Here is a 17,567-nt window from a genome sequence, read left to right as displayed (position 1 = left end):
GGAGCCGTGAAACGCATCGGCCTGATCGGCGGCATGAGCTGGGAGTCCAGCGCGGAGTACTACCGGCTGCTCAACGAGCTCGTGCGCGAGAGGCTCGGCGGCCTGCACTCGGCCGACTGCGTGCTGGTCTCGCTCGACTTCGCCGAGATCGAAGCGCTGCAGGCGAGCGGCGACTGGGAGCGCGCGGGGGAGATCCTCGCCGACGCTGCCCGCTCGCTCGAGGCCGCGGGTGCCGAGCTCGTTGTGCTCTGCACCAACACGATGCACAAGGTGGCCGCCCCGATCGAGGCGGCGATCACCGTGCCGTTCCTGCACCTTGCCGACACCACCGCCGAAGCGGTTCGGGATGCCGGTCTCGTGCGCGTCGGCCTGCTCGGAACCGCGTTCACCATGGAGCAGGACTTCTACCGGGACCGCCTCGCGAGCCACGGGCTCGAGGTGCTGGTGCCTTCGCCTGCGGACCGCGCGATCGTGCACCGGGTGATCTACGACGAGCTCTGCCTCGGGATGGTGACCGAGGAGTCGCGCAGCGAGTACCGGCGGATCATGGGCGAGCTCGTGGCATCCGGAGCTGAAGGCATCATTCTCGGCTGCACCGAGATCGAACTTCTGGTCGGACCATCGGATGCCTCGGTGCCCACGTTCCCGACGACGCGGTTGCACGCCGAAGCGGCGGTAGCGGCGGCCCTCAGCTAGACGTCGGCTGCAGCGACGAGATGCAGCTCGCGAGCATGCGTCCGAACTGTTCCTGCTCGGTCGCGGTAAGGCCGGACTTCATGCGGTCCTCCACGCCCCGAATCGCGGCGCTCGCCGTGGCGAGCTGCCGACGGCCGGCCGCGGTCAGCTCGGTCGGCAGAGCGCGACCGGAGGCGGCCTCCTCGGCGCGGGTGACGAGGCCCTCGCGCTCGAGCGCCTGCAGCAGCACGTTCATCGACTGGCGGGTGACGAACGCTCCCCGGGCCAGGTCGGAGTTGGACAGCCCGGGGCGATGCGCGAGCAGCTCGAGGCACGAATAGTGGGTGACCGTCATCCCGAGCGGACGCAACTCGGCTTCCATCGCGAGACGCAGCGCGGTCGCGGCCTGCTTGAGCGCGTAGCCCACGGACGTGTTCATATCGATTTGACCCATGTCAGTATCCTGACATAGAGTGGCCTATGTCAGCTAACTGACACACCACTAAGGAGTTCCTATGACCGCCGTATCCGGCCCCGGTTTTATTTCCCTGCAGGTTCGGGATGTCCCGGCCTCCGCCACCTTCTACGAGGAGTACCTCGGCTTCACCCGCCAAGCCGGCCCGCCGAACGCCGTGGTGTTCGACGCGAAGCCCGCTTCATTCGCCGTGCGCCCGCCTCTGCCGGGTGTCGATCTCGGCTCGGTGCACCAGCTCGGATTGGGTGTCGGGATCTGGCTGCACGCCCCGGAAGCCCAGCAGGTACACGATCGCCTTGTCGCCGACGGCTACACGATCACCGCGCCGCCCATCGATGGCCCGTTCGGTCGCCAGTTCACCTTCGCCGACCCCGACGGCTACCAGATCACGCTGCACGACCTTCTCAAGTAGGGCATCAATCAAGTTCTGGATCCCCAGCCGGGCTCTCTCGGAACTGCACAAATAGTGACCCTTCGGGCATCGTGTCGCAATCATCCGCCGTAAGCAGTTCCTCTATGTTTGCGCTCTCAACGCCTTCTCCAATTCGATAACCATGAGCGGTGATTCCGTCTTCGCGCGCGAGTGCGAAGGCTGACTCGGTCGCCCCCCCGGAATAGTCCAGCCCCTCAAGACCGGCCACGATATCCTTCTGTGCATCGTTGCCATCGAATAAGAAATAGTGGGTGAAGCCTCGGTTGGGGAGGGGCTCACCGCCCTGGCCCTCGCATAGAACGCGACCGAAACTGGGGGCCCTGAATTCTTCGACGGCGGCATCGAGGTTGTCCTGGCGCGCCTGAACCCACTCGCGGTCCCAGTGCTTGCAGCCCCCAAGACCCAGCAGCACGAGCGTGCTCACCGCTGCCACGACAGAGGCGTCCCTCAGGCGAGAACTCTTCCATCCCGGAGTCATGCTGAGAGTATGTCACCACCGATGCCGGACTCCCACAGATACCGGATCACCGTTCACGATTCAGTGAAGTAGAGGTTGCCCATGAGTGGCGCTATTCGCCGTACACGCCAGCGCTTCGAGCACTTACTACGTCAGCCGGGGGACACAGACCGGTCTATTCAAGCGTGAATAGTGCTCAAAATCAATATTGTCTCTGGCCACCTCGTGCTCAACAATAAGTGCCATGCAGTGGTCGAGAATTTTTCAAACCTGCTGCGTTTGTGTAGCGGTCTCTCCGCTCTCACACGTGAGCGGAGTATTCAAAAGTCTTTAAAGGTAAACCCATGAAGTTAAAAAATGCCTTCGCTCTTGTCGCGCTTGTGACAGTACTAGCGGGCACCACTGCCGGCACCGCCGCTGTCGCAGGCACCGGATCCGACTGTCCCAGCAAGAATGTATGCCTCTACGACTACTACTCCTTCGATGGCTTCCTCGGCAATCGCCCGGCAGGGATGAGCCGGACGTCCATCTCATCGGGCAACAACGACCACATGGCCTCCTGGATCAACAAGATGACCACGAACTCTGCGTGGTATCCCGAAGCCAGCGGCGGACCGTGCTACACAATGTCTGGCAATAGCACCGACAGCGCCCTCGCCATTGGTTGGCGGGACACCGCATCCAGCTGGAGAACCACCGCCGGCTGCCCGTAAGAAAAGGCTGTTCCTTGATCTCTCTATCCAACATCACGCTAGAGCACCACACCGCCGCCGGCACCGTCGTTGCACTAAACGACATCAGTCTGCGCATCGACTCCGGTGAGTACGTAGCTTTGCTGGGAGCAAGTGGATCAGGGAAAACAACTCTCCTTAACGTCATCGGCGGACTGGTGCTGCCCACCGCCGGTGACGTTGAGGTGGCAAACCGAGAGCTATCCGTCCTAAGCGAATCGGAACGAGCCCGACTGAGACTGCATGAGATCGGGATCGTTTTTCAAGACAACAACCTGATAGCCGAATTCACCGCATCTGAAAATGTGGCTCTACCCCTCCGTGCCAGAGGCTGGGGACCGCGTGAGGCCGAGGCTGCAGCCAGCCAATTGCTTTCAGAATTCGGACTCGACGGGTTGGAACGTCGCAGGCCCGTCGAACTATCTGGTGGACAGAAACAGCGCGTTGGTATAGCCCGCGGCCTCGCCGGAGGGCGTCAAATACTTCTGGCTGATGAACCAACAGGCGCCCTAGACAGTGTTAGTTCGCGGTCTGTATTCGAACTCTTGCAAAACATCGCAGGCCAGGGAGTTGCGGTTATCGTTGCCACTCATGACCCCATCATCATGAACTACGCAAGTCGAGTGATTTCAATACGAGATGGCTCCATCATGGAGGACACAGTCAGAGTCGCCCGCTCATGAGCCGGTCGGGTTCCGCCGCTGATCGACGCTTCGGACTGAGCTGGTTCTTCCTCAAAGCAGCACCAGTCCGTGCGTCCGGTCTTATCACCGCTACAGTCGCCCTAATTCTGATGGCAGTATTCCTGACCCTTCAATCATTCCAATTCTCTGGGGCGCAGCAAGCGAACCAAATGGTGGGCGCTTATGACTACTCACTTCAGACAGGGACGTTCATATCGCTCGGCGACAGCGGAGAGATAACGGACGACGCTTTACAAGCGGCGATAGCCCAAGCGGGCGCGGTCAACTCCATCATTCGATACAACATCTCTGATGGGCTCACCATCGAGGACAAGCTATCCACCTCGGTTGGTTTCGAAGAGGGCGATTGGAGCGACGAACCGTTTCCCAACCGTTTGTTCATTCAGGACGGACGCTGGCCGGCGAATGTCTCGGAAGTCACCGTCTCGTCTGTCCTCGCAGAGGACTATCCAGTCGGGTCATCAGTCAGCCTTTTTGATGGGAATTGGACGGCAACAGTAGTAGGTGTGGCCAAGGATGATTTCTCTCGACGCACGTCCACCTTGTTTGGCTTTCCAGGGACTTGGAATTCTCTGGCGACAATCGACGACGTGGTCGCTGAGCGCTATGGAAATACCGCAAACCGAAGTGTTTATTGGAGCGGCGGCGACCCAACTGTCATCGTGGATGTCGTGGCTGATGTGCTCTCTTCATCCGAAGGATCGCAGGCGAACGACATTCTGCTCCAGCAGGTGCAGAGCCGCTCGGAGTTGACTTCACGTACGTCATCTCCGCTGATCGAATTTGGTTTGGGCTCCCTCATCGCGCCCTTCGTGGCATCAATGGTGGGAACGATTGTCGCCACTCGGTTTATCAATCGGATTCGTGCAGTCATGCTCTCGATTGGTATAGCTCGACGCAAAACGGGCTTGAGCGCCCTATGGGCGATCGTTGCCAGTCTCGTCCTCGGTCTCATAGCGGGATGTTCCACCGGAATTGCAGTGGGCCTTGCCCTACGGCCTCTTCTGGACTTGGCGAGCGAGCGAGCGATAGGACCGGTTTACGACGTGGAGGTGATGTTGTTAGGCGCCTTAGTTGCCTCCCTGCTGGGCGGCGGCCTGGGTGCTCTGCTCAATAACGTGCGTCAATCGCTTAGCGCCCGCGAGCTCGTAGCCGCAAATAGGGCCCCTGTCCACTACATAGTGCTCCCCATCCTTTGCGTCGTCTTGGTCACGGCGGGTTATGTCTCAGCGCAGGCCGCACAGAGCACCGATCAGATGATTCTCTCCGGCATTTGTTTTGCGCTATCCGGGGTAGCACTGTTGCCACTCGTGCTCGAGCTGTTGCTGCTTCGTGAGCCTCGGAGCATGCCAGCCCTCTTAGCTTCCCGACGACTCAAAGCTGAAATTCGTCAGTCCGGTTGGATAACGTCGTCAGTGTCGGCTTTGCTCGTGGTCGCTTTTGCGGCGTCCACTCTCCTAGCAAGTGCCCTGGCCACCGTAAATGACTCGAACTCGTCGGCCGTTCCCGTCGGTCAGATATATTTCACGCCGCCTGCAGACCTTCCGGACACGGCGGCTGACGGTCTCACGCAAGAAATTGGGGACTACATCGGCCTACAGCCCATTAGTTTCTTCATTGCCGATGGAGGCGTGGATCTTCTGGACGGTTCAACCATCGTCGTCGAGAGCGTCACCGCATTCGAGACCCTGACAGGAGTTGAATTGTCGTCTTCGGAAGTCGATTTGTTGCAGAACGGGGGAACCATTCGGACGAAACAGCCGAACGTGCCAGAAGTGTCCTTCGAATCCTCCGATGGGGCCCGGCACACCTTTTCTGCCACTGTCAAGGAAGGCCTAGCGAACGACTATCGGAGACTCGACGGATTCATTCTGCGCTCCACCGCGCAAGCGAATGACATCGGGCTAGTCAACCAAACGCGGGTCTTTTTGAATGGCTCTCGCGACCAATTGGCGCTAGCCGAGAGCGCCCCGATCGAACTCGGGTTCAACTCGGAGTGGCTAACTTTGAACAACGTCCCCGACATATTTTCCGAACCAGTTGAAGCGCGAATCGCAGCCAGCACCATCTCAGCTCTTGCGGTGTCGATCATGATCTTCTTTGTGCTGTCCGCAACGCGCCTCTTACGCGCGAACCTCTCGACGTTGCGCTCCATTGGAGCCCACCGAGGCTGGCTCAATGCCGTGCTATTTGCGCAAACCAGTACGGTATTGACTCTGGCGGTCGTCGGGGCCGCATTCACCGCAGTTGTAGGCATGTTTGCCACCATTCGAATAAGCGGCATCGAGTTGCAGCTGGTTATTCCGTGGCAATCGATCGGGATGACGATCCTCATTCTCGTGGCCGGCACGCTAATCGCCGCATTCGTATCATCTGGACGGCTCACGAACGACGAGCGATTTACGTCCACCTGATCCGGCGCCTGATCATTTGAGCGCCACGCTTCAATCGGCAAGGCTCGCCGTTGGCCGTCGGCCTTCAGCCGCAGCCGAATATTGTAGGCGCTAGTAATGCGCGCTGCACCGTCGTGAGGCCGCAAATAACGACGTTGTTCCGTTCGAGGGACCTTCAGTCGAATGAAGCCAGGGCGTCCCCTGCGTCAGGCCGGTAAGACGACGCGTCGGTCGTCGGCCTTCACATGGGCTGCGCGGTCGTGGCATCGCCTCAGTCAGGACTACATGCCCGGGACGCTCGCCGAGCACCGTTAGCGAGACAGCGTTCGCGGGAATCGCGATTCGCAATCAGTCCAGAAGACGTCTCGCGCATCGATCGGTAAGCGAACCAGGTCGTGGATGCCTGACGGAATTGGGGGATGCGATGATCGCATGGAGCAGTCTGCGGCAGAGAACCTGGCGAGTGACGAGTAGGGCAAGATCTTGGCAGAGGCGTTGCTATTCGAGCGCCACGATGTCATGAAGAACGGGAGTCCGATGAAGCTAGCCGAGACCAGCGGAGAATTTTCTTGGGGAGTTCTACTCATCGAGGATGAAGGCTCGACAGAGGAGATTCCCCCGTGGCCGAGTCCCGACGAGATCGCCACCTTTGCCTCGAGCTCCGTGGTACTTCGCATCCTTCATGGGCAGGAAGGGCCCACGTCAGTGCGAATCTGGGATAGCGATGTAGAGACACGAGGTGAGCTGGTCTTCGAACGCGAAATAGAGATCACCTCTGGGACAGTTCTCGCACGAGACGCGGTCTCTGACGTGCAGGTGAGCGCCGCCCTGCAACCAGGCACCTATGTGTGCCGCATTTTCGTCGACAGCCCCATCGAAGCGAGCGAAGTGGACATTTCGCTGAGTCATTCGGCCTAACGCGACCGCTAGCAGAGTCGTAAAGAAACGTTTGCTGTGGAAATCGACTATGGGGACTGGACTAACGCGATGGTTTCGCTCGCGGCATTTGAAGATGAGCTCGAGCGACAGCGGTCTCAGCGGGCGGGGCGACGAGCTCGGGCTTGGAAATCAACTCATTAGCCGCTACCGCCTGCGATACGGCGCGGAAGCGATCTTTGGGCGAGTCGCAAAGAGCGGATCAGACCACTCTGGTGATCAGTCCAATCCTCTTTGGTTTATATTCCAGTCCTCTTCGGAGATCGACAGAAATTGTCAGTTTCCGCTATTGAGTGCACCGGCTTCGTGACGTTAGCGCAAGCGGTGAACGCGATGCCAGAACGTTATGGATACAAAATTCCGCTTTCGACTTCACTGTGCGCGTGAGGCGACCGAGTATTCACTGGCGCAGTCGGACCAAGAGACAAATGGGTGTCAGTACGACAACGTCCATCTGGCACTGCGCTCGGCCGTAGCCGATAAGTGGCCGGCGTCGCCATGGCTTGGTCCCGCGGATGAGTGCTGCACCGAGCAGCATGCCCGTTGCCGTCGATGAGCTGATGAATCCTCGTTGACAGACCACCTCGGGGGCGTCCGATCCCGTGATTAGGTGGCTCGATGCTGGGATCGTGCAATTCGATAGGTCCCCTTAAAGGCGGGTGGAGTTCGAGGCGTGCTGATGCGCGCGGGCGACGGTGGAGTCCGCCGACAACGACCAGTCAACCAACTCCGCGGCATCCGTCGCCGCGGTGAGCTTCGCAAGCACCCCGGTCCCAGGTGCCGTCCGCGGCCATTCGGTGGTGCCACGTCCACACTGTCTGCCAGGGCCTGAACACCGGCGGCAGATCACGCCACGCAATGCCTGTCTGATACCGGTACACGATGCCCTCCACCATCACCCGCGCGTCCTCGAACAGCCTCGCCCTCCGACCTCTCCGACGCGGCGGCAGCATCCTCTCGACCAAAGACCACTGAGCACCCGAATCTTAACAAGCCATCAAGACGATTGTGAGACACGCCCTAGAGGCCTATCCGCTCACCCGCAGACCGCGACCCGAGCGAATCGTGGCGTGGGTGCGCTACGCCGCGGCTGCGGTACAGGTCGAAGCGGAGGCTGTCGGTAATGCGCACTATTGGTGAGCGCACTATTCGGTTAACTTTCAATAGAGCGCCGCCGTCCAACGATTGATGCAGGTAGCCCAATGCCAACAACGGAGAGCGCTAATGGACGGGAGGAAGCGCCCGCTGAGCGGGCCCTTCATCCCGGGTCGCATCGTTGTCTCATCAATGCGGGTGGCGACGGTGAGCTATCCAGTCCCGCGGATACCGTCGAAGACGAGGTCGATGGCTTGCGCAACCTGTTCAGTCGCAAGCGGACGGGTGCTGAGGAGGAGCCGGTAGTAGATGGCGCCGTAGAGCAGATCGATGATTGATTGCACGTCGGCATCTGAGCGAATTTGCCCCATGTCGCGGGCCTGGATGAGGCGTTTTCTGCACGCCACGCTCGCCGGTTCGATGATCTGCTCAATGTGCTTCCGAGCGAGCTCGGGGTCGGATTGCGCGGCAGCGATCAGGCCCCGATACGCCGATCCGAAATCGCTCGTGGCTAGTTTCACCGTGACGTTCTCCATCTGGGTGCGGAGGTCAGCAATGATGTCGCCTGTATTTGGGAAAGCGGCTACGTCCGCGAAGCCATCGTTGATCGCTTCGAGCACGACTTCACCTTTTGATCGCCACCATCGGTAGATGGTCTGCTTGCCCACGCCTGCGTGACTGGCGATCGACTCGACGGTGACGTTCTCGAACCCTCTATCTGCGACCAAGGTGATAGCGGCGCCCAGAATCGCACGATGTGAATGTTCATTCCGTCGACGTCCGGGGCCGCTGTCCGAGGGTGCCATCATCCCAGCCTAATCCGCGCTCCACAATACGAGTCGTCTCGTATGCTTTAATCCATGCATCGCTTTTTCATGCGGTCTCGAGCCTCGCGAACGATTAGGGAAAAATATGTCAGATCAGCCTTCCGATACCAATGCAGCCCTCCACGGTGACCGGGCCTCCGCGACACGAGTCACCTGGCCAGATTTTGCGATAACCGTCGCCATGGCCGTGGTGCTTTACGCCGTCGGGATCTTGCTCCTCCTCCAGGTTCCCAAAGACGACTCAGTTCTCGCCGGTTTGGCTCAGTTCGCGGTCTCCGGACTCGCCCCGCTCGGCGCAGTATTGCTGGCGATCGCCATCCGCAAGCGCAAGCTGGCGCTTTTTGGAATCACCCGCGTCGCGCCGAAATGGCTCGCCATCGCGTTCGCCATCGGTCTTGGCGTCGTTGCTTTGAACATCGGCATCACCAGTCTCGTCAGCGCGACCACCGACGCCGCAGACGTCCAGGCGAACTACCAATCCGCCGCGACGAGCGGAGTCGCAGGATTCATCGGTGCGATTCTTTTCGGAGCCGTCCTCACTCCTATCGGGGAAGAGTTCCTGTTTCGGGGGGTCATCTTCAACCTCCTCAAGCGTTACGGCGTGTGGCTTGCCGTGATCCTCAGCGCAGCGGTGTTCGCTTTCAGCCACGGCGTCAACCTCGCAACTCCGGTCGCATTCGTCGTAGGCGTCTCGGCCGCACTGCTGATGCAGAAAACGAAGTCCGTCTGGCCGGGCGTCATCGTCCACGCCGTCAACAACGCGTCTTCGACAATCATCTCCGTCATCTACTTCCACATGGTTGCCAGTTGAGCCGCCGCCACCAGGTCTCGGCCTCGATGCGCGCCGGGCAGACACTATGAACCTGTACGCCATCTACGAGGGCGCTATGCAGGTGGTCCCGCTCCTGCTGATCGCGCTATTCCTGGACCGCCGGAGCACTGCTGACCAGACGGGCACCGGCCGGCTCGCAAAGATGTGGTTCCGATTTCAGAACCGAATCATTTCGGTACTGGGAATCGTCGCATTCTTCGTATCTATGTTTGTCGTCGCCGGGGTCCTTCCACACACATCCATCGCCGTCAGTGTGGTCATCTCCGCTCTCAGCGGGTCCATCGGACTGCTCTTTGCATTGATCTGGCGACGAATCGACGCTGACCCCTCATCTGATCGTTCGAGCTCTTCGAGCTGGGCGAGTGAGCGCAATGAATCGACGCCGAAGCGGTGATCGGGCGGATGAGGGCGAACATCCCGCTGGCTAGTAGTCGGTCAGTGAGCGGGTCAAGACCCCATCGACGGGCGCAACATTTTCGGACAGTAGCAAGAGATAGTCCGAATGAATCTGCTCTCCGTTCCATCCTGCTCGCTCAGTGGCGTGTGTACTGAGAACTTGGCAGGCATAGACGGGAACGTCGCACGGTGCTCGGCTTCCGGCAGCACGACCCCAGCAGGTTTGCGTGGGCGGCCCTACTGTTTCTGCAGGGGAAGCTGCAGATACGAGGCATGTTCGCCGCCAGTGTGGATGACATGCTTTCCACTGTTTGTGCCCACGTACTCGACGATGCCTGGCATCATGGTGCCGAGCAGGTTGCGGGAGCTCACAACGAAGCGCAGCTGTTCACCCGGGTAGAAGATGAGACCGACAGGCAGCAGCTCGATTTCGATCTCTACGATCTCGCCGGCCGAGAGCTTCTCCGTGCGGTCAAATGTGTGTTCTGGCACATCGTCTGTCGACAACTTTTCATCGAGATGACGCAGCGAAACTCGAAGGCGGCCATCGGAACCTTTGTACCGCAGGATCGTGCCACCGTGATCGGTGATGTCGTGGACCATGGCGCTCTGATTTGGCACTGTGAACGCCTCTCGCGGGGTCCCAAACCTGTCGAGCTTCTGCAGGACGACGAACAGGTCCATGTCGTCCGAGTCGCGCGCTTCCACAAAGAGATGCGCCTTCGGGTACCCGACCAGAGTGGTCTCCTCATCGAACCGCGTCACGAACGAGACCGCGTCCGGGTTGGAGCCCACGACGTAGGTTGCAGGCACATCGTCGGACGGCGCTTCGTTATTAAGAGAGCGAGTGTGACCGTTCAGGTAGTACTTCGTCGACACGACATTCGCCGGCGGAAACTGATCGGCCGCGACATTAATCTGGTCACCGCCTTCGAGGTCCAGAACGGAATAGCGCACGCGGGGCGTCGTCTCCCACGCGTTATCGACGCCCTTTAGGAAGTGATCGAAGAACCGGCGCAGGTCTTCGCGGTTTCCCTCATCGTAGTAATCCGGCCACTCCTGGCTGTTATGAATGCGCAGCCACTTGTCTTCGGACGTCATGCGGCGCCACGCGCGGAAGGTACCCGCGGTATGCAGGGTGTTCGAGTAGCTGGCCACCACGTAGGCCGGCACGGAAATCTTGTCGAAGTCGGCAATCTTGTCTTCCCATAGGTCATTGACCAGCGGGTAGGCCTCAGCTTCGGCAAGGATGTCCTCCTTCTTGCCCTTGCCGAAGAAGCTCCCGGTCTGCAGTTGCCGGGCGAACCCGGAGTCGGGCATCCCACCGCGCATTACTAAGTCGCGGTAGGTGTCGCTTACGCCCTCCCACGGGTTTATTGCCGCGAGGTGCGGCGGCTGCTCGCCAGCCGTGAACCACTGGGTTGCTGCGAGGTAAGAAGTGCCGGTCATACCTACCTTGCCGGTGCACCACTCCTGCTCAGCCAGCCACTCCACAATGTCATACCCGTCGCGCCCATCTTGGCGATCCCAGAGCACGCTATCGCCGTCGGAGTCGACAACGCCACGGATGTCCGGGTTCGCCACGGCGTAGCCCTGCGCACACCAGAAGGCGGGGTCGGCGCCCTCGAACTTCTCGAGACCCGACACGATGCCATTGCTGAGACCAACAAGACCGAAAACACCCATCACGCTGATCGAGCTGCCTTGGGCCTTGCCATAGGGGCTGTACCCGAAAATAACGGGAACCTTTTCATCGGTCACCGGACGGAAGATGTCGGTGTAGACAATCACTCCGTCGCGCAGAGTGATCGGCACATCCTTCTCGAAAATGATGTCGGTAGGCAACGGGAGAAACGACGGGGCAACCTGATAACCGGCCTTAAGCGTCCGCGTCCCTGGTTCGAACGGTGTGAGAACGCCCCTGCGCCCTTCCGGAAGCGGGCTGGACGGGATAAATATCTTCTTGTCATCGCTCATGGTGAGCTCCTTCGTCTCGTGATCCACGGACCAACTTTCGGATCGCAGTGAGCGTACGCCCGTTCACGCTCGAACTCAACACCTGTTGAGATAATTGAGGCGAGGGGTTAGATTTGACCCATGACTGAAGTGAAGTCCCGCCGCGGACGGCGCCCCGGCACCTCCAGTACGCGACAAGCAGTGCTCGATGCGGCACGCTCGCGTTTCGCGAGCGACGGCTTTACTGCAACGACGATTCGCGCGATCGCCGCTGATGCGTCGGTTGATGCATCCCAGGTCATGCAATTTTTCGGCTCGAAAGACGAGCTATTCGCTGAGGTCATGGCGATTCCCTATTCGGCACTCGAACGATTCAACACGGCATTCGAAGGACCCGACGGCTCACTCGGCGAGAGGGTCGTTCGGGCCCACCTCAAGGCCTGGGAAGGCTCCATCGACGAGTCCGAACCGCTCATGGCGATGCTTCGAGGTGCAATCGTCAACGAGACAGCGAACGAACAGCTGCGGAGTTTCATCCAGTCCCGCCTCATCGAAGGCACGAGGAGCAGCGGTGACCCAGCTGCGATGCTGCGGGCTGGTCTTGCCGCGTCCATGCTCGTGGGTGTGGTTATAAGTCGCCGCATTGTCGGGGTGCCAGCTCTCGTTGCTGCGGACCATGATGAGCTCGTCGCGGTGCTCGGGCCCGCCATCCAGCGAGTGCTCGTGCCCGCATTCTGAACCACCCGCGTCGCCGACAGCCAGGAAATCGGCGGCGCGGGTCCTCTCAAATAAGGAGAACGCCCGTGACTCGCACACCCAACCGTCGCCCGCTCCGCGTCGCCAAAGTTATCGCTCCAGCGGCGCACGGGCCGTCTCCGCGACTCACGCGATTCGTCACGAACGGTGTCCCGGATCCCGAGACAGCGCAGGTCCCCGTGGTCGAGGCCCTGAGGTTCGCACAGGGCTCGAGTGACCGCATGACAATGTTCTTCTTTCCAGCTCCCGATGAAGACGACATCGCAGAGCTCGCAGACGCGTGGCGTCTACATCCGCTTCTTCGTGAGGACCTCGTCAACGCTCACCAGCGGCCGAAGCTCGAACGATACGGGGAGGTGCTTTTCCTCGTAGCGCGATCAGCCCGCTACGTGGACGAGACAGAAGAAGTGGACTTTGCCGAATTCCACGTGCTTGTCCAACCCAACTCAGTTGCCCTCCTGTGCCAGGATCACCGGTGGCTCGACGGGTCCGATGGGACAACCCTTGGTGACACCGAGAGGGGCGATCGAACACTCCTTGGAGACGCAAACCTCCTCAAGCTTGGACCCGAAGCGGTTCTCTACGGGATCCTTGACACCATCGTCGACGGCTATCGCCCCGTACTCGCGGGCCTATCAACAGACAAAGAACAGATCGAACGCGAGGTGTTCAGCGGCGACGCGGCCGTCGCCGAGCGCATCTATCGTCTGAGTCAAGAAGTCATCGACATGCAGCACACGGCGGCAGCCATGTCAGACGTACTTCGATCATTGCAAGCGGGCTTCGATAAGTACGCGATTCCCGAAGAGTTGCGCGCCTACTTGCAAGACGTATCCGACCACCTCACACAAGCATCCCGACGAACAGTCGAGCTCCGCGACGCTCTCGCTCAGATCCTGAGCGTCAACGCGACGCTCGTGGCCCAACGGCAGAACGAAGACATGAAAAAGATCTCGGGCTGGGCAGCAATCATCTTCGCACCCACGCTGATAGGCGCCATCTACGGAATGAATTTCGACATCATGCCTGAGTTGCACTGGACTTACGGTTACCCCATGGCCATCGGTCTAATGTTCGCGTTCGCCCTCGCACTCTTCATCATCTTCAAACGAAGCAAGTGGATGTGAGCAGAAACCCAAGGATCGAGGCAAAATCTGTCCTATCCGCGGCGGACGCTTGCGCGAGCTCGGCGGCTTCGTATGGACAATCATGCCGAGCTCTGTGGCCGCGCCAAGACTTTTACGAGATACGAGATACGAGATACGAGATACGAGATACGAGATACGAGATACGAGATACGAGATACGAGATACGAGATACGAGATACGAGATACGAGATACGAGGTACGAGTCGCGGGAGCGACCTGCTGCGCCTAGTCCGTCGCGTGGACTCCGCGGGCTGTAGCGGTCCGATGGCCCGACCCTGACGACACCGAGGACTGGACGAGGCTGTGGGTTTCGGCAGTAGACCGGGGCTGACACCCCAGAAATGGAGCGAGCGACATCCCGAGGTGCCCTGCCAGGCTGGCTGCGCGTTGCCGCTTCTGCCCATCCGGTATCGCTCTCCCCCCAGAGGTCGGCCGACCCCCGCAGAAGCGGCACCGCGTCCCACCTCGACCGTGTCGATCGTTTACCTTCGAGTGCGATACTGCCCACATGACTACGGAATTTGATCAGGAAGAAGTCGTCCGCCAAGTCACCGATCGACTTCGCGAAAAAGACCCGTCGGCTAGCCCGGCCGAGGTCGAGCGGATCGTGAAGGAAGAGGTCACGGAGCTCTCCACAAAGCCCGTCACGGACTACGTGTCCGTGCTCAGTGAACGGGCGGCCAAGAAGCGACTAAAGGCAGACTCGAAATAACACTCCTCGCTCTGCCAGACTGCACAGCGTGACCGCTACCGAGCCTGTCCCCGCCCACGCCACAAACATCGTCTCGTCGACTACTGGGGCAGAGGTGAACGTCGAATGGGCACTCTCTGACGTGGTGCATCCTCCGGTGTGGATAGGTCGCGTCGGTGGCCATTTCCTCGGCATGATCGAACTTAGAGATCCTGCCGGATACGTAGCCCTGACACGTCTGGGTCGACAGCTTGGCCGATTCGATACCCTCGAGGAGGCCACCAGCTCCTTCATCCGCCCCTCGTCAATCGCTGAGTGAGACTCCGCTGACCTGCCCGATGGTGAGCAACCCCTCTCTGCCAAGGGATGCAAACCCCGAAGTGGGGAGAGCGTGCCACCACGAAGCCTGGCATGCTGTCTCAGCGTTGCCGCTTCTGTGATTCCGTTATCGCTCTCACCCGAAGAGAGCGACCGTCGCCAACCAGAAGCGGCAACTTCTCCTCACGCCGGCCTATCCCGGCGAGACGACGCGTTCATATTCATCGCCAGGACTCCAGCCCTAGGGACAACCCGCGCACTTAGACTCTGGCGGATGCTCAGAGTAGGTTGAACGCGTGTCTCCTCGCATGGATCCTCGGATAGGTCTCGCAACGGCTCTGGCCACGCAACCAGGCGTCTACTCATTGCTACTCGGTTCGGGTGTTTCCACCGGCGCGGGTATACCTACCGGCTGGGGCGTCGTGGATGCCTTGGTTCGCCGAGCCGCCGCCGCCGCAGGGACCAAACCGGGCGTCGACTTTGACGCAGAGGCGTGGTGGCTGCAGCATGGTGACGGCGCGCCTCTTGGCTATTCATCGCTGCTTGAACAGCTTGGGACCACTCGCGCGGCGCGCCGAGCGATCCTGGCGGGTTTCTTCGAACCGAGCGATGACGATCGTGACGCTGGACTCAAGGTCCCCGGGCCCGCTCACGAGGCTATCGCCGCGATGGTGCGAAAAGGCGCTGTCCGCGTGATTGTGACGACCAACTTCGACCGCCTCATTGAGCGAGCACTCGAGAGCGAGGGTATTAGTCCTCAGGTGATAACCAGCGACTCTGCGATCGCAGGTATGGAGCCGGTCCAACACATGGCCTGCACCGTGATCAAGCTGCACGGCGACTACGCCAGTCTTGACCAGCGAAATACCGTTGATGAGCTGAGCCAGTACCCGAAGCGCACGAACGCCCTACTCCAACGCATTTTTGATGAGTACGGAGTTGTCATCGCGGGATGGTCTGGCGACTGGGATCCGGCGTTGACCGCGGCCCTGGAGTCGAGCGCGGGTCGGAGATACCCGATGTACTGGTCAGCGCGTTCCAAGCTGGGCGACGTCGCTCGAACTTTGACCGCGCGAACTGGGGCTCAGATTATGGAAGGCGCATCGGCAGACGAGTTCTTTGCCGACATGCTGACCCGCGTCGAGGCTGTCGAGGCAATGTCGGATTCCCCCCAATCACTTGGTGTCAATATCTCCCGAGTCAAGCGCGCGCTACCCGACCCCAGGCGCCGAATTGAGTTGCGCGACCTCCTCGATCAACAACTCGGCGAACTGCGGTCTCATCTAGCCGATCGCCCGATGGCGGCCCCCGCGTCAGATTGGGAGACGGCTGAGACTGCGCATCTTGACATGACTGCACGGTCAAACACGTTGGCGAACATGCTTGGAACTGGCATCTTTTTGGATCGCGATCAAGAGCACTCTGACCTCTGGGTTCACGTGGTTCAATCCGCATTACGGGCACGGCGCCGGCAGACTGGGACGATAACTCCATGGTGGGATGACCTTCAACACCTGCCCGCGCTGCTGTCGCTAGTCGTGGGATCCGCGGCTGCCCTTGCCGCGGGCCACGAAGAAGCGATCATTCGGCTACACACCGAGCCAAGCTGGAGTGATCCTTTCAAAGGAAACGACGCGCGTCCAGCGTTCGATGTCATCCATTCGTATAACGTCCTGAACGCGGACGTCATCAATGGGTTCCCAAGCTCCGGCACGACGAACTGGCTTTATCCTCAGAGTCATTTTCTGAAGTCGGTGGCGATGCCTATGATCGAGTCGATAACGGGCGACCCGGGCGAAGCGGAGCACCTTTTCAACCGGGCAGAATATCGAGCGGCTGTGGCGAGCGCTCTGTCGTCGTCGCTCCAGTGCGGTTCCCACTCCTCCCACTCACTTGGGCTAGGTCCCCAATCGAATTCCGCCCTGCGATATTCTTCCGGCTCGGAGTAGGTCAGCTGGATGCGTTCTTGTCGTGGCCGGAGCGTCTTTGGTCGGATCGCGCTGACATCCAGCCACGAAGATCTTCCTTGGTAGTGTCAACAAAGAGGTGACTACCGTCATCACCAGAGTTACAGCGAAGTACATCACCAATCTGAAAAGTGCGCTCCCTTGAACATAAAATATGACGCTCGAGTAGACGCCGCCTATATCCAGCTCGCGGACGAAATTTTAAGTGGCGGTGTTGACCACACCTATCTCTGCGATACGACTGAGATCGACGCGATGATAAATCTTGACTTCGATGCCGACGGTCGGCTTTTGGGAATCGAGATAATGGACGCGTCGCGCGTCTTACCGGTAGAAGTTCTCCGACAATAGTCAGGGGCGGTTCTTCCGTATTTCATCGGGTATCGACCTCTCAGCTCAATGCCACTGAGGCACTATGTGGTTTCGAGATTCTGACTAAGGGCATTGCGGGCCCGAGTCAGGTCTACGCCAGCTTCTTCAGTTTTACGGTTGTGGATATGGCGGTGTGCTTGCTCCGGACTTACGTTCAATTAACTGAACGCACCTACTTGACAGCGGTTTTTCTCGGCTGCTCGCGGCGTATTGCCTGTGACAACGCCACACGCCGTTCCACATCACTTCGCAAACCGCTCCGTTTGTCTTCGAAAAACGACAGCTGGTGAACTGGTTAGCGGACACTGGTGAACTGGTTAGCGGACATGGTGAAGCGGTAAACGGAAATCGACAGAAATGTCAGTGGCCAGCGTTACTCTGGAAAAAGATCGCGACACGCCGAAC

18 protein-coding genes are annotated in these 17,567 nt (G+C 59.7%); 13 read left to right on the top strand and 5 right to left on the bottom strand.

Annotation, left to right across the window (positions count from 1 at the left end; translation table 11 throughout):
- Window positions 1–6 precede the first annotated feature (6 nt).
- Window positions 7–696, top strand: coding sequence for an aspartate/glutamate racemase family protein (locus EYE40_RS15165; RefSeq protein ID WP_130983107.1), 690 nt, complete (start codon window positions 7–9; stop codon window positions 694–696).
- On the opposite strand, the gene EYE40_RS15160 is transcribed toward EYE40_RS15165, so the two are convergent.
- Window positions 689–1,129: a MarR family winged helix-turn-helix transcriptional regulator gene (locus EYE40_RS15160; RefSeq protein ID WP_130983106.1), complete on the bottom strand. Its 441-nt coding sequence runs from the start codon at window positions 1,127–1,129 to the stop codon at window positions 689–691. The genes EYE40_RS15165 and EYE40_RS15160 overlap by 8 nt on opposite strands.
- Before the next feature lie 61 nt (window positions 1,130–1,190).
- Between EYE40_RS15160 and EYE40_RS15155 the strand changes: the two genes are divergently transcribed.
- Window positions 1,191–1,562: a VOC family protein gene (locus EYE40_RS15155; protein ID WP_130983105.1), complete on the top strand. Its 372-nt coding sequence runs from the start codon at window positions 1,191–1,193 to the stop codon at window positions 1,560–1,562.
- A 4-nt stretch (window positions 1,563–1,566) separates the two neighbouring features.
- On the opposite strand, the gene EYE40_RS15150 is transcribed toward EYE40_RS15155, so the two are convergent.
- On the bottom strand, window positions 1,567–2,061 hold the full coding sequence (locus EYE40_RS15150; protein WP_161972418.1) for a hypothetical protein: 495 nt from the start codon (window positions 2,059–2,061) through the stop codon (window positions 1,567–1,569).
- 323 nt (window positions 2,062–2,384) lie between these two features.
- On the opposite strand from EYE40_RS15150, the gene EYE40_RS15145 reads away from it, so the two are divergent.
- From EYE40_RS15145 to EYE40_RS15130, 4 genes are all read left to right on the top strand, one after another.
- Window positions 2,385–2,753, top strand: a complete 369-nt coding sequence (locus tag EYE40_RS15145) for a peptidase inhibitor family I36 protein (protein WP_130983103.1) — start codon at window positions 2,385–2,387, stop codon at window positions 2,751–2,753.
- Window positions 2,754–2,767: 14 nt separating this feature from the next.
- Window positions 2,768–3,454 (top strand): ABC transporter ATP-binding protein, encoded by a 687-nt coding sequence (locus EYE40_RS15140; RefSeq protein WP_161972417.1) that lies wholly within the window; start codon window positions 2,768–2,770, stop codon window positions 3,452–3,454.
- Between the two features lie 110 nt (window positions 3,455–3,564).
- A complete protein-coding gene (locus EYE40_RS15135) occupies window positions 3,565–5,889 on the top strand; it encodes an ABC transporter permease family protein (RefSeq protein WP_130983101.1) in 2,325 nt (774 codons plus the stop codon).
- 462 nt (window positions 5,890–6,351) lie between these two features.
- The gene (locus EYE40_RS15130) at window positions 6,352–6,786 is read left to right on the top strand and encodes a hypothetical protein (RefSeq protein ID WP_130983100.1); all 435 of its coding nucleotides are present in this window, start codon (window positions 6,352–6,354) and stop codon (window positions 6,784–6,786) included.
- 737 nt (window positions 6,787–7,523) lie between these two features.
- On the opposite strand, the gene EYE40_RS15820 is transcribed toward EYE40_RS15130, so the two are convergent.
- Together EYE40_RS15820 and EYE40_RS15120 are read right to left on the bottom strand one after the other, a co-directional pair.
- A complete protein-coding gene (locus tag EYE40_RS15820) occupies window positions 7,524–7,769 on the bottom strand; it encodes a transposase (protein WP_154071871.1) in 246 nt (81 codons plus the stop codon).
- Window positions 7,770–8,111: 342 nt separating this feature from the next.
- Window positions 8,112–8,705 carry a TetR/AcrR family transcriptional regulator gene (locus tag EYE40_RS15120; protein ID WP_161972416.1) on the bottom strand — a complete coding sequence of 198 codons (594 nt, stop codon included), beginning with the start codon at window positions 8,703–8,705 and terminating at the stop codon, window positions 8,112–8,114.
- Window positions 8,706–8,907: 202 nt separating this feature from the next.
- Here EYE40_RS15120 and EYE40_RS15115 point away from each other — a divergent pair, with 202 nt between their 5' ends.
- Together EYE40_RS15115 and EYE40_RS15110 are read left to right on the top strand one after the other, a co-directional pair.
- Window positions 8,908–9,537, top strand: coding sequence for a CPBP family intramembrane glutamic endopeptidase (locus EYE40_RS15115; protein ID WP_161972415.1), 630 nt, complete (start codon window positions 8,908–8,910; stop codon window positions 9,535–9,537).
- A gap of 46 nt (window positions 9,538–9,583) precedes the next feature.
- Window positions 9,584–9,952, top strand: coding sequence for a hypothetical protein (locus EYE40_RS15110; protein WP_130983096.1), 369 nt, complete (start codon window positions 9,584–9,586; stop codon window positions 9,950–9,952).
- Window positions 9,953–10,191: 239 nt separating this feature from the next.
- Here the strand turns inward: EYE40_RS15110 and EYE40_RS15105 are convergent, their stop codons facing one another.
- A complete protein-coding gene (locus tag EYE40_RS15105) occupies window positions 10,192–11,931 on the bottom strand; it encodes a CocE/NonD family hydrolase (RefSeq protein ID WP_130983095.1) in 1,740 nt (579 codons plus the stop codon).
- A 120-nt stretch (window positions 11,932–12,051) separates the two neighbouring features.
- On the opposite strand from EYE40_RS15105, the gene EYE40_RS15100 reads away from it, so the two are divergent.
- From EYE40_RS15100 to EYE40_RS15765, 5 genes are all read left to right on the top strand, one after another.
- The gene (locus tag EYE40_RS15100) at window positions 12,052–12,648 is read left to right on the top strand and encodes a TetR/AcrR family transcriptional regulator (protein WP_130983094.1); all 597 of its coding nucleotides are present in this window, start codon (window positions 12,052–12,054) and stop codon (window positions 12,646–12,648) included.
- A 239-nt stretch (window positions 12,649–12,887) separates the two neighbouring features.
- Complete coding sequence (locus EYE40_RS15095) at window positions 12,888–13,793, top strand: magnesium and cobalt transport protein CorA (protein WP_130983093.1); 906 nt, start codon at window positions 12,888–12,890, stop codon at window positions 13,791–13,793.
- Window positions 13,794–14,322: 529 nt separating this feature from the next.
- Window positions 14,323–14,526, top strand: coding sequence for a three-helix bundle dimerization domain-containing protein (locus EYE40_RS15090; protein WP_130983092.1), 204 nt, complete (start codon window positions 14,323–14,325; stop codon window positions 14,524–14,526).
- A gap of 719 nt (window positions 14,527–15,245) precedes the next feature.
- Window positions 15,246–16,772 carry an SIR2 family protein gene (locus tag EYE40_RS15085; protein ID WP_161972414.1) on the top strand — a complete coding sequence of 509 codons (1,527 nt, stop codon included), beginning with the start codon at window positions 15,246–15,248 and terminating at the stop codon, window positions 16,770–16,772.
- Window positions 16,773–16,931: 159 nt separating this feature from the next.
- Complete coding sequence (locus EYE40_RS15765; RefSeq protein ID WP_130983090.1) at window positions 16,932–17,141, top strand: DUF2283 domain-containing protein; 210 nt, start codon at window positions 16,932–16,934, stop codon at window positions 17,139–17,141.
- The last annotated feature ends 426 nt before the right edge of the window (window positions 17,142–17,567 follow it).

The organism is Glaciihabitans arcticus (genome assembly GCF_004310685.1).
Classification (GTDB): domain Bacteria; phylum Actinomycetota; class Actinomycetes; order Actinomycetales; family Microbacteriaceae; genus Conyzicola; species Conyzicola arctica.
This window is presented reverse-complemented; position numbering and strand designations above follow the sequence as displayed.